Here is a 13,564-nt window from a genome sequence, read left to right as displayed (position 1 = left end):
CCTCGTTATATGTGTGATTATTTGTACTGCGGGATCAGTTGAGCCCGTTTATTAATAAACTTATCTACGGCCATCGCGGCAATAGCACCATCAGCGGCTGCAACGACGGCTTGCTTCACTGGTGTACGTCTAACTTCCCCAGCTCCAAATACACCAGCTACCGGCGATTGCATTAAGCTATCGAGAACCATAAAGCCATCCTCATCCAGTGGAACTTGGTCTTGTAGGAAATCCGTGCCTGGCTTGCTGCCGGATAGGAACACGAATACTCCATCTACATCGAGCACTTCCTCAGCGCCTGATGCTGTGCGGATGCGCAGACCCTTCACATGCTGATCGCCAAGCACTTCAAGCGGTTTGGATTTATACAGCATGTCCGTATTTGGCAAATCCGGCACATGATGAACCCCCTGAAGCTCCGGACGTGGAACAACGAAGTAAATTTTATCCGTAAATTTGGTCAACGCTTGAGCTTCCTCTAGCGCTTCCTCCGAATCTCCAATTACCGCGACCGTTTTCCCTTCAAAAAAAGCTCCATCGCAGGTCGCGCAAGTGCTAACTCCCCGTCCAAGTAGGTTCTCCTCGCCGGGCAGCATGCGATTGCGTCCTTTGGAGCCCGTGGCAATAACAATTGATTTCCCTTCATAAATGCCATCGGCCGTAAACACATACTTCGTATCGCCTTCGACATCAACAGCCGTTATCGTCGTTTGAATAAACTCAGCGCCAAAGCCCTTCGCTTGCTCACGCATAGTATCCAGCAGATCTTTACCTGAAAGCTCACCAATGACGCCTGGGTAATTCGCAATCTTGTGTGTAATCGCAAGCGCTCCTGTATTCGGAGCTTTATCGATAACTAGCGTCTTCAGGTTTCCTCTAGCTGTGTATATCGCAGCTGAAGCACCCGCTGGACCGGCTCCAATAATAATGACATCGTACATCATGGCTTGGTCCCTCCTTCGTTTACACCTGTATTTCATTGAGAATCTATATCACATAATAATTATTATAAATAAATTCAACTAAAAGTCAATCCTTTTTAATAATAATTATAAATAAGAAAAGAATCCCGATGATTAGCATCAGGATTCCTCCGTGTTTCAACCTATTTTCGCAGCATACAACTCTTCCAATTCTAAAGCAGCCATCCGAATGTCATATCCCGCTTCTTGAATCGCAAGAATCCGCTGATCCTTCGACATTGGTTCGCTGACCAGTGCTTTCAATAACCACTGCACCCATACAGCCGTATCTTGATTCAAACTAACGAATGAGAAGAAGCCAGATTTCAGGTTAGCTTCCGCCGGAATATGATCAGATACAATACATGGAATACCCGCAGCTTGGGCTTCGATGAGAACCATCGGTACCCCGCCCTTGAAAGATGGAATCACCAGAACGTCCAGTTCCTGAAGCAGCTCTGGAACATCATCTCTATGCCCTAGCAAATGTACATGGTTCTGGATCCCTTTATGCTCAACTAAGCGCTGTATCTCTGTTCGCAGCACACCATCCCCGATTAAAATAAGGCGCGCATTCGGAATACGAAAGAGCAGTTCTTCGAAAATTTCAACCAGAAACCTATGATTCTTGATTCCACTAAATCGTCCAATATGACCAACTAGAGGAGCATCCGAAGGAATAAGCAATTCCTCACGCAACGCGGCTTTCTCTTTCAACCTATTCGTAAAGCGGATAACATCAATCCCATTATGAACCATCTTACTCCGCTTATCCTTCGACCAGCGACGACCGAACAACACCTGACTAGCCGATTTAGAACTGCCTACCCAATTTGTAGCAAGCCGGCGGATCATCTTCGTTTTCAACCAACGTGTCATCTTATTTCGTGGTGATGAATAAGCAAAATCACTTAGACTGTGACTATGAGCAATACGAATATCAATACCAAGCATTCTGGCTATTAATAACGCGAAGCCTCCAGCATCGTGTGTATGGCTATGTATAGCATGGAACGGGCCCTGCTGTTGAATCGTAGATCTTAACTCATACAAAAAGCCCCACCAGCCTACCCTATATGGCTTTCGCAGGTTAAATATCCTTCCACCTAACGAACGAATTTCTTCATCGTAATCACATGGATTGTACGTATGGACAATGAAATCGAATTGAATCTTCGAACGATCCATCTGTCGGTAAACATTCATTATGAAGCTCTGAGCTCCCCCACGATTCATACTATTGATGATGTGTAATATCCTAACAGGACCATTACTCAACACACGTACCCCCTAGGTTTCTACAATTCTTACAACCATAAAGCCAAGTTCGAATATGAAAAGTCAATAAAATTGATGCGAAATCTACTTGTATTCGAATCTAGATTGGGGAGGTTTTTGTGGGGAAAAAGTAAACGATGTGACAAATAATGTAAACGCTCTCTGAAAATGATTGTAGCATGAAAATGATGGCTTGCCTATAGAAGTATAAAGATTTGATAAAGATAAATGACAACGAATGTCGATTTATGTATAAATTTGGGGAAGGAATGAAAAAAAGAACCTTTCCGGTTAAGGAAAGGTTTTTGGGATTGGATTATTTAGGCGTTACCATATTCATACCCTCAGCTTTTTTCTTTTCATATTCAGTTCGATACGTACTAAGGATACTCTTATCGTAATCATTTGCGGAAAGTTGAGCATCTGCAGCACTGATAATGGATTCGAATTCTTTATCATATCCGGCGATTTTATCTTTGGCTTGCTGCTTTAGAGCCGGATCATTCGTGCTAAGATACTGACCATATAGCGCAAGTAACTCATTAGTACTTTTGCTTTCTAATTGGTTTAACTTCGCCACTGTTTCCGACTTAATCGAATCCAACGTTAGCTTCGTACTGCCTCCGCCACCTCCACCACCGCCTCCTGCAACAGGTGCAGTTGTACCAGTCTTTGGACCTTCCGGTAATTTCACCACAGGATCTTTCTTATCGGGACTTGTGATTGCTGATACCGTATACGTTTCTGGATCCCAATTGATCGTCTTCCCTACCGACTCAGAGAAGAAACGAACTGGTACATACAGACTTCCGTCCACAATGTAACCAGGCAAATCCTCAGAAGGTTTCTTGGCTACACCATCGAACACGTAGGAAATCTTCTCTTTATAGGCAGTCAATTTACTTGGGGCTAGCTTTGGCTTCTCTATTTTCAGATCACTTTTTGATCGTACTTGGGTGTTTAACTTATATTCACTGATATTAATTTTATCTGTTTCCTTGGGATCAGCTACGGTGACGGTATAAGTTTCCGCGTCCCACTTGACTGCTTTATCTAACGAATACGAAATAAAACGAATCGGCACATACGTACTGCCTTCATAAATGAAGCCCTGTTGCCCTTCAGGAGGTGCATACTCCTTACCATCGAACGTGAAATGCATCGGAATCTGATACACATGGACATCGACCGGTGTTTGCGCCGCGGATGCTTGTATACTCAGTCCCATGATTAAAGCTATGGATAATGCTGCTGACACTTTGACACGTTTTATTACTTTCATTACAACGTACACCTCTTCAATAATTATTTAGTAGCGACTACCCGCCTAACCGCCTCAATCTCTGAGGAAGTAAACTTCGAGTACGCAATCTTCATCAATTCAGCCTTATTCTCTGAAGTTAAATCCCCACTGGCGATCTGCCTAATATGATTGATCTCCGATACAGAGAATCTGCCCATGACGAACTTGATAGCCTCCTGCTTGCTTTCAAATGCGAGTCCCTTATTGTCTAAACTTTTTTTAGATGTGGATGAGACGGGCTTTTGCGGAGATTCGCTAGACAAGGGTTCTTGTATTGGAGCGCCCGACTGTTCCTCACCATGTGATTTCGAATGATCTATCGTAGAGATTTCTTGATCCCTAGCCGTTATGTTCAAATTATCAATCGTTGATTGCTGCTGAATATCTTGTCCAGAAGGCGCCGATAATCCCGATGCATTCACCCTATCCAACCATGGAGAATCATTCGCGGCCTCCGCCAGTAAATGATCGGAAATCTTATTTCCTATCACATTCAACGAATAATTATAAATAGCGTAAACCCCGATACCCGCAATACTCAACCCAAGCATAACCTTTAGCAGCCGCTTTCTCAAAACGATCCCCCGTTAGCTTACTTATTGCTTTGGACTTGTTTCTGTGAATCCTTATAACTCATTCCTTCGCTCAATCCATACTTTGCTGCAATCTGGATCAACTGGTTATACTCGTCTTCTGATAATTTCTTGAGAATCATCTCTTTGGCCTGCTTCTTCTCATCTACCGATAACCCGTTAGCCGCCATCTTAGCAAATAGTTGAAGCTCAGTGGCACTTAACTTCTTCAAAAGGATAGCACTCACCGCTGCCTTCTCCTTCAAAGAAATAGAATCTTCTACCGCTTTCGTCTTCTCCGTGGTAACTTGAGCCTCATAAGTTAACGCTTGTTCTTTTGACTTTGAAGTTGGGGCGGGAGTAGTTGTAGCAGCAACCTGAGGAGGAACTGCGGGCGTTACCGACACTTGAGATGAAGTGGAAGTCGCTTCTTTGCCTTTTGTAGATTCAGTAGGATTTACCGTTGATACAGCCTGAGTGGATCCAGGAGTGCTGGCCTCTTTTTGTTCAGCTATCACATTAGTCCCACTAGTAGCAGTCGGCACAGGACTTACACTTTCTAAAGCTTGGCCGCTGGAAACTGGCAATTGAGGAGCCATAGACTTTAGTACATAAGACACAGCTATATTCATGCCAAAATATCCAATACACAGAAGCACAAATACACTGCCAGCTACCCACAGCAATGCCTTTTTCCATTTCTTCATTTTCATCGTATCACCAACCATGTCACAAAATGGATATGTTCTATTATAAACCCAATTATGAAATAAGTCACATTTTGGAATAAAATAAAGCTAAAAAAGCACCCAGTTTGGATGCTTTTTCACAAAACTTTTAGCTTACGATCATGGTATTCTAGCTTGCGCAGCAGTTGCAATTTTGTCTCAGTATCAATACAGCTCTCGTATAATTCCTCGTTATACTTAAACCAAAACCGGTGCCACATCCCCATGAGGACTAGATACATGATTCCCCCCCTTTGTGTAATAAAATAGATGGAACATCATGATTGAAAAATAACTACTATATCTTAACTAATTATAATAGTTCTTTCAAACATCATCAATGTTGATTAACCAAATTGTGTAACTTGAATTACCCCAATGAGGTTGTATGTCTGAACCAACCAACAGCTACATCCTCACAACCGTTACGAGAGAATTGGACAAAAGAGAGCTTGCAAAAGGATCACTGCGTAAGTAACGCCCAACAGCCATTTAAGCAAAAGATAGACCATCAAAGCTACAAACAGTTGACCGTACAAGGTATTTTGAGTTGTACCAAACAAATTCAGGAAGTTCAAATGTTGTTTACTCCAACTTAAAATCTCGATCTGCAACGGATTTTGTACATCTGTGCAACTTGTTCAGTGGTGACTGCTCTTTGAATACCGAAAAAAGAACGTCCGCAGCCTTACCTGAAAAACTTGAAAACTGCAATAATTTCAAGCCTTTAGCACCGAATGATCGACGCCAAAACGATAGTTGTCCCATTCTTCGAATGCCGCCAAATACCAGTATTTAACATATTGTACAATGTAAACTTACGAAGTTTATTTTCGTAGTTTGCAACTTGAACGACAAACTAGACTTCTTCTGGAGTAAAGTCAAAACTGATTGAAGGCTGGATAGAATCGTGGTAGACTTTTTCATGGAGTCTCCAACCTTTTAGGTTGTTTCTATGAGCACAGACATTTTACCGAGTTAGTGTGATTAATGAACAAGTCTTTTCAAATATAATATGTAACTTTTTATTTATTGAGTGTCTTAGGAACTACTAAAATATAAGGAAAATTACTCATTTGTAAAACAAACAAGATATAACCAATGGCTCCTAAATGTCTAACTCCTTAATATTCTTTAATTTATTTAGTAACCTTTTGTCCAATATATTGTTATTTTTAAGGTTAAGCTTTTCTAAATTAATAAAATATTCAATACCTGCTAAATTAGATATGCTCATTCCTTCAAAGTCCAATTCTTTTATGTTTATTAAATCATTAATATATATCCACTTATTCTTCAAATGTAATCGATTTCTAATAGCTTTCTCTAAATTCGGGTCAATAAATGTTGCAATACCAGCCGCTTCTGCCATTGTGTAAAATTCAAGCCCTATCTTCTTAGCCTCCTTAATTATATATTCAATATCCTTAGGGGAGACTCGATACATTCCTGCCTCCTTTGAATTTATACCCCATCCAAATTCATCCCAATTTAACTTTTTCGGTAAAATAGAATGACACATTAAAACTAGGTTTTTTCCTGTTAATTTTGCGTAATTTAATGCAGGTTTTATGAGTTTTACATTAGGAAATACATTTTTATCTATACAAATCGAAGGAGAAAAACCTGTATGTTGCATTGAAATTAAGTTATCTTCTTGAATGTATCCTCTTACTATTTTATAAAACCTTGGAATTAGAGCTCCATTTGTTTCATTGTTGTACTTACTACCAGGATATGCATAAGAAACTGGATTTTTAAAGTGTTCTCCAGTAATAGAATGTTTTTGTTGCTCCATCCATTCAAATAAGGGGATAATATCATTTTCTATCCAGAAATTTAATCCATGAGTTTTAGAATATTCAACAGCATTCCTATGCCTGTAACCATGATGTGCAATTTCATGCCCATTCGCTTGTAGTTCTAATAACATATCAATCTCACTCTGGTTTAATTCCCTTTGATTTTCATAATGATGATAAGCGTTAATATTGAATGTAACTTTAACATCAAAAAAACCAAAAAGATCTTTATACCCTTGCTTCTTTCCAATTCCATAATCATACCAATGATTAATTCTAAAACTATCGTCAAATGAGATTACAATCCCTGGTTTATTAATATAAGGAATTAATTGTTCTTCACTCCTATTTATGCCTTGTAGTTTTCTTCCCATTTCACTTACCAGCTTTTTCGATTCCTTTATTGTACGAATTTTTCCGATTATATTCTTCATAGCTTATTTCCTTCTTTTAATTCTTTTAATAGGAATACTATAAAATGTGTTGTACATTTTAGTAAATTTCCGTTTTATTAAATGCCATCGGAATTCACGAAATAATCTTTTGTAAATATCGGGACAGTTTTCTTGTGTCCAAGCGTACATGTTTTTGAAATCTCTGGAGTCTTTTGCCGAATGAAAGAGATAGTATGAGATAGTTATATATGCATTATGATTCCACCAGTTCTCGATTTGCTTAGAATCATATTGTGTAGTTGCCATTTTTTTAATTTCCATTTTTTCTTTAAGGTTTTCTATAATAAAATCAAAGCTACAATTAAAAGTAATATTACCGCCATGTACACGATAAACAGCTGCCACAATATCAATAAAACCAGCATCTCCAACCAATAGCGAGCGAAGGAAAATAGGAGTATCGTTTACCATCTCCATCTCTAAAATATTCATTTCAATTAAACATTTGTTCTTAAATACTGTAGTAGTAATGCATGGTTTAGGAAATTCGTTAGACATAAATTTCAAAAAATACTCTTGTCTATTGATCACGCCTCTAAGATTTATGAAAGAAAGTTTCAAATAATTGTTTTTTTTATATTCGTAAAAGGTGCCTGCTCCAACAAAAGCTACATCAGGGTGTTTAATATGAAATTGAATTGCCTTACTTATATAATTCATATCAATTAAATAGTCGTCATCATCAAAAAATATCACATAATCTCCGTCAGCATATTTACTATATGCTCTTAATCGGTTGGTTCCCGGGCCAAGATTTATCTCATTTTGCATATATATAACCCTGTTTTCACTTTCAAACATTTCAATCATCATTTGTTTAGTTCCGTCATTTGAACAATCATCTACAACTATTATTTCAATATTTGGATAGTCTTGATGTAAAAAACTATTTATTGCTTCTAGAAGATATCTTCTTCTATTAAAAGTTGTAATTAAGACACTAACCTTAGGATAACTAAAATTATCAGAAAATTTTTGTATCATAGAACTTGAATTGGTATAGTGGATAGAAACATTATTTAAACAAGCTAGTAATTCATCAATTTTTTCAATCTCAATCATAAATTGTTTATTCAAATAAAAACTTAATACAGATTCTGAAATGCGCCCATATAAATATCCGTCAATCACTTCTCTTAACTCTTCTAAGTATTCATTACCAAGATATTCTTTATTAATAAGATCACTTATTAAATTAAAAATATTTTTGTAATTTAAATTACTATTGTTAATTTCACAATATCGAATAACAGAATTTATTAATTTATTACATTCGATTTTCAAATTCTTCTCTATATTCATAAACTAGCCTCCAAAGCGATGCTTTTTACTCTTCTTTAAGCGCTCTAAAAAACCAATTATAAATACTTTAATTAAACTTTTTTCATAATTGGTAGCACCTAATAAATATAAGAATACACAATATAATACTGTGTAGACTAATCCGTTTAACCATAAATATTTCCATGAAATTATGGGAACTAGTTTAATAATAATAACACCAATAAAAATCACTATAGAAACAAAGGGGAGAAATTTCAGGACAGTATCCTTCCAGAAGTGTAACATGTTTATGCTTAATACTATGTGATAGTAAATACTCATTATTATTATCTCTACCAATAACATACCAATAGTAGTTCCCAATGTTGCACCATACGGTCCATAAGCTTGAACCAAAAAGTAAATAAGTACTGCTATAATAGCAGCATTGATAATACTAATTAGAGCTTTAAACCCATGTTTATTTTTAGCAATTAACATAGATCCCGGAACACTCAACAACAAAGTAAATGTTTGGGGTACCATTAATATCATTGCTATACTCCAAGCTGTGATATAATCACTGCCTAACCAAAGTGTTAGAAATCCTCTTCCAAATAATGAAAAACCCCCTATAACATAACCAAGAACAATAAACTGTAGCCGTGCAGTACGAATAATAAAGGTAATCATTTCATTTTCACTAACATTTTTGGTTACCATCATGGTAATTCTAGGGATGAGAACTGAAGAAATAGAACTTGCTATGTTCATATAATACGTTGTAAATTGTAGACCTACAGCATATATTGCAACTACAGAAGCACCCGAAAACATACCGAGCATAATATTTCCTAATTGCCAAATTACTAAACCGGAGAGAGAAATGACAAATGATAAGGATGATTGTTTAAAAATTTTGAGAACAAAACTTCTATTAAATTTCGGCCTAGTAATTCGTTCTTTTATAACAATAAACACATATGATGCATTTATTACACCAAAAAGTATATTAATTAATGTATCAACTATAACAACCGTAACTGCTTTATAACCAAATGTTAGAAGTAGAGTTAGTAACCCAACACGTACTACTCCACGAACCATTGTAGTAATATTAAGTAGTGCGAATTTTTCATACCCACGTAACACACTGGAAAAAGCATTAAATGGGAATGCTATGACTATATTGATAATTAAGATTCCAAATATAATTTTAGCTATTTCTAATTCCTCTACTGAAAGCCCCTGATTAAAAATAATCTCTATATTTGAGTATATTAATATTCCTACTACTAGTGCCAAAGCCGAAATACCTAAATAAATAATAAGACATAGTGAAAAAAATTGTGACTCACTCTTCATATCTTCTTCTGCTCGATATTTGGCAATATACCTAACCAGCGAGTTACCAATACCTAGATCTAAAAGTGTCATGTATCCAATTAAAGTCCCCATTAGAGCATAAATACCATATTGCGACTTTCCTAGAGAATCGACAAGAAACGGTGTAAACAATAAACTTAATATATTATTTACAAACATTGTCAGATAAGAAGTTAATGCTCCAAGTTTAAGTTTACTAATCATGATCTCAAGAATCATTCCCTTGCATCTTCAAGTAATGGATCTTCTCAGTCCTACTTCATCTAGAAGACAAATATTTAGAAAGTTTTTTGTAGCACACTTTGGTTAGATTTTTACCATTTAGATTCATTTTATTACTTTTTAACTAGAAACTAATTTATTAAATTCATCAAAATGTACTTTCGCATCTGACTTACTTTTTGAAAAATCATTAAAAATATTTTTATTTTCAATTATCGAATTTACTATTTCGGCAACATTATTTTTATCTATAGACATATCCTTAAACTGTAAAAGTAATCCATTATAATATTCGTCATTTAAGTAATTTTGCATTTTATTTGAGTAAACAATTGGCAAAAAAGGAATATTTAGTATCTGACACAAAATAGCACTATGGAATCTAACACTGACAAATCTATCACATTGTTTCATAGATTTAATAATCGATTCATGATTTCCTAAATAAGGGATTATACTTATTTTTTCAGGATATTTGGATATATATTTTATATGGTGAGCAGAAGATAAATCATTTTCATTTTCAGAATCAAATGCGAATAAATAAACTTCACTTCCTGTTTTCTCAATAAATCCATCAGCAATTGCAGATAAAAAAACATAACTCGAATAATTAGTTTCTTTATTTTGAATTGATCTGTATGTTGATATACCTAAACATGTTGGTTTATTGTTTTCTACAGCATCTTTTTTATCCGAGTAGTTAAATACAATATCTGAGGCCAAGTAAAAGTTTTTTATACTTTTAAAATTTTCAATTAAATTATAAGAATCTAAATCTCTTACTGTAATTAAATTATTTAATTGGAGTTCTATTTTCGTCAATAGAGGTCCAATTCTATTCTTATATGGACCAAGGTTACAACCAATAGTCGCCAATTTAATATTATTCTTTTTGAGACGGTAAAGGAGAATGATTCTAAGTATCCTATGCACAATTCCCATTAAACTATTGATGTTGTTGAATAATGAACCACCAATCGATAAATGTACTTGGAATTGTCTTAAATACCTTTTACTTTTATTAAATTTATGACAAAAAATATTTCCATTTTGGCTAAATGTATTTATGACTGCACTATTATTTGTGTCAATGTAAAAACTGCATTCTGGGAATCTCGTGGCCAATAACTTTATCATTAAATCATCCCCGATATTATTATCTAAATAAGCTGAAATAAGTATTTTCAATATCAATACTCCCTTTCAAATAAAATTACATAAAGTTTCATTGTCCTTAATATTGAAGAGACAGACTACATTTTTATCTCCGAAACATTTAAAGAGAAAGTTCTCTTAGTATTCTGAATCACTGAACTTTTTGAAAATACCAATATATAAAAAACTACATAGTAAAAATTGTTACTATATATGAAGGAATCTATTGCACTAATAATCACCATTATACCCAAAAAAATCTTTCCGTCATCTGTAGTAACTTTAAAAAGCCATATGATAAAAAAAATAAATGCAATTAATCCCAATATTCCATAATTAATTAAAACAATTACAAATGTGTTGCTATAATTGTATAAACCGTAATTACTAAAATAGTTTGATAACTGTGAAAATCCAACTCCCAAGAATTGATTCACTATCGGTAATTCCCAAAAGTATTCTAGATAACCTATAAATCTTATCTGACTATTTTCATTAGTAGTTGCAATTTTATTCAAATTGTTTCTTAATAACCATTCAATATTTAATATTTGCACACAAAAAACGATTATTATACCCAAAATTAATAAAACAACAATAATTTTGTAATTTTTCTTTATTAGTGCATACATTAGAATTACAATAATACTTCCTAAGATTCCAAGAGTCGATGTAGAGAGAAATAATAACAAACAACAAATAATCGCATATGTCTTTTTTTCATTTATAAACATAAATGCCATTAATGGAAGAAAGAATATTGCAAAATATGAAGGCTCAGAAAAAAATGAATTCATTCTTAGATATGTAACTGAATCAGACCAAGTATAGCCCTTTGCTAATTCACCAAATAATTTACCATTATAAGGAATACCCCCTTGATTAATAACAATAAATTGATATACCATAAAACTACCACAAACAATAGATAGAAAAGTAAGAACCCTCAAAAAGGATTTCTTTTCATAAAATGGGACTATTTGCATAAGCGCCAAACTACTAGTTAATGCCATTAAAATACTCCAAAACATACTTAAGATTCCTTCATTGTAATCCAAACTAAAATAAGATAAAAAAGATAAAAAACAATGAACAATCAAAATGAAGAACAATGGTAAATTAATAGATAATGTTTTTTTTATAATAATAGATAGTACAGCTACTAATACCAAGAAAATAATTCCAATAGAAAAAGGACCTATTAACTTGTAAGGTCCAAGAATAGGCATTAAACATATGGAAAACGCAGCCAGATAATTTATTGAATTTGATTTTTCAGATACATATACCATTTCCCGCCGCCCCTCTTTTATTTTTGCTTATACCTTTTTCATGGTATTATTCAACTTATAAAAGAACATTAGTATTATTGATGGTGCATATTTAATCAATAATGCTTTAATACGCACTAATTTGGAAGACTCAAACTTAACATTCAAGCATTCCCTAGCATGAGGACTTTTTTTAAGCTCTCTTAATTTTCCCAACTTCTTAAAAAAACCAATATTTGATCTAACAATATGGGATATTGAAAAAAGTATGTCGAAATAATAGTATCTGTTTAACAATAACTCATATTCATTTTTAGCATTGAGATATTCAAAAATTTGATCTAATCTTTGAGCTAGTAACTGAATACGTTCATACTGATTTTGATTCATTAATCTAATTGCGGAACCTATACGCTTCTCAACCACATAATATTTATATGGAATTATGCCTATTTTATTTTCAGTTAGTAGTAGAGCTTTGATAGTGAACAACATATCCTCTCCATAACTCATATCAATATCAAAAGCTAACGAGTGTTTTCTTATTAAATCTAAATTAAATAAAACTCCACAAGCAGATCTTTGTACTTTTCCTTGTAGCATTTTCCTTATATATTCATTAGATGAACTTTCTTGTGCAATTTCAGTGGTATCATTATATTCGTTATTTTCGAATGAACAAAATGTTAAATCTAGTTTTTGACTCTCCGCGAAATAATACATTTTCTCTAGCATATCAAAATTAATATAATCATCACCATCAACAAAAGTAACGAATTCACCAATTGCCATTTCAATACCTTTATTTCTGGCAGTACTTACACCTAGATTTTGTTGCTTAACACATTTTATTCGTTTTTCAGAATATGGTAGTAATGTAACACGTATTGTAGAAGAAATTATCACCTGCTGCAATAGCGGCAGACTTACTTAAGAAAATCAGGGTATAACTTTATGAATAAAGAAATTAAAGTAAGTGTTATTGTACCAGTATATAACTTGGAAAAATATATTGAGAGATGTCTTTATAGTATAAAAAAACAAACCCTTGAAAATATAGAAATAATTGTTACTGATGAGTTGGATCTTATTGCTTGAGCAGCTATAAAAAGAATCCTCAAGTATTTCACCTCATTATTAGATATACCTAAGTACTATAATTTT

Annotated in this window: 12 protein-coding genes; 1 reads left to right on the top strand and 11 read right to left on the bottom strand. The window is 34.3% G+C overall.

Going from position 1 to position 13,564, the window contains the following annotated elements; genetic code table 11:
* Positions 1-17 precede the first annotated feature (17 nt).
* The 11 genes from FU659_RS21440 to FU659_RS21390 form a co-directional block, all read right to left on the bottom strand.
* Positions 18-944, bottom strand: a complete 927-nt coding sequence (locus tag FU659_RS21440) for an NAD(P)/FAD-dependent oxidoreductase (protein ID WP_261807952.1) — start codon at positions 942-944, stop codon at positions 18-20.
* A 156-nt stretch (positions 945-1,100) separates the two neighbouring features.
* Positions 1,101-2,198 carry a glycosyltransferase gene (locus tag FU659_RS21435; RefSeq protein WP_261807956.1) on the bottom strand — a complete coding sequence of 366 codons (1,098 nt, stop codon included), beginning with the start codon at positions 2,196-2,198 and terminating at the stop codon, positions 1,101-1,103.
* 358 nt (positions 2,199-2,556) lie between these two features.
* Positions 2,557-3,522, bottom strand: a complete 966-nt coding sequence (locus tag FU659_RS21430) for a copper amine oxidase N-terminal domain-containing protein (protein ID WP_147949415.1) — start codon at positions 3,520-3,522, stop codon at positions 2,557-2,559.
* Between the two features lie 23 nt (positions 3,523-3,545).
* Positions 3,546-4,118, bottom strand: a complete 573-nt coding sequence (locus FU659_RS21425; RefSeq protein ID WP_147949414.1) for a hypothetical protein — start codon at positions 4,116-4,118, stop codon at positions 3,546-3,548.
* Positions 4,119-4,135: 17 nt separating this feature from the next.
* Positions 4,136-4,828: a hypothetical protein gene (locus tag FU659_RS21420; protein WP_147949413.1), complete on the bottom strand. Its 693-nt coding sequence runs from the start codon at positions 4,826-4,828 to the stop codon at positions 4,136-4,138.
* A 1,123-nt stretch (positions 4,829-5,951) separates the two neighbouring features.
* A complete protein-coding gene (locus FU659_RS21415) occupies positions 5,952-7,079 on the bottom strand; it encodes a polysaccharide deacetylase family protein (protein WP_147949412.1) in 1,128 nt (375 codons plus the stop codon).
* Positions 7,080-7,082: 3 nt separating this feature from the next.
* On the bottom strand, positions 7,083-8,402 hold the full coding sequence (locus FU659_RS21410) for a glycosyltransferase family 2 protein (RefSeq protein ID WP_147949411.1): 1,320 nt from the start codon (positions 8,400-8,402) through the stop codon (positions 7,083-7,085).
* Between the two features lie 3 nt (positions 8,403-8,405).
* Positions 8,406-9,953, bottom strand: a complete 1,548-nt coding sequence (locus FU659_RS21405) for an oligosaccharide flippase family protein (RefSeq protein WP_187274293.1) — start codon at positions 9,951-9,953, stop codon at positions 8,406-8,408.
* Between the two features lie 138 nt (positions 9,954-10,091).
* A complete protein-coding gene (locus FU659_RS21400; protein ID WP_147949409.1) occupies positions 10,092-11,162 on the bottom strand; it encodes a polysaccharide pyruvyl transferase family protein in 1,071 nt (356 codons plus the stop codon).
* Between the two features lie 65 nt (positions 11,163-11,227).
* Complete coding sequence (locus FU659_RS21395; RefSeq protein ID WP_147949408.1) at positions 11,228-12,421, bottom strand: O-antigen ligase family protein; 1,194 nt, start codon at positions 12,419-12,421, stop codon at positions 11,228-11,230.
* 27 nt (positions 12,422-12,448) lie between these two features.
* Positions 12,449-13,306 carry a glycosyltransferase family 2 protein gene (locus tag FU659_RS21390; protein WP_261807955.1) on the bottom strand — a complete coding sequence of 286 codons (858 nt, stop codon included), beginning with the start codon at positions 13,304-13,306 and terminating at the stop codon, positions 12,449-12,451.
* Between the two features lie 48 nt (positions 13,307-13,354).
* Between FU659_RS21390 and FU659_RS21385 the strand changes: the two genes are divergently transcribed.
* On the top strand, positions 13,355-13,498 hold the full coding sequence (locus tag FU659_RS21385; protein ID WP_147946272.1) for a glycosyltransferase: 144 nt from the start codon (positions 13,355-13,357) through the stop codon (positions 13,496-13,498).
* Positions 13,499-13,564: the final 66 nt, after the last annotated feature.

It is taken from the genome of Paenibacillus sp. N3.4 (assembly GCF_008017805.1).
In the GTDB taxonomy this organism is placed as follows: Bacteria; Bacillota; Bacilli; order Paenibacillales; family NBRC-103111; genus Paenibacillus_E.
Note: the sequence above shows the minus strand (reverse complement) of the source record. Positions and strands in the feature narration are given on the sequence as shown.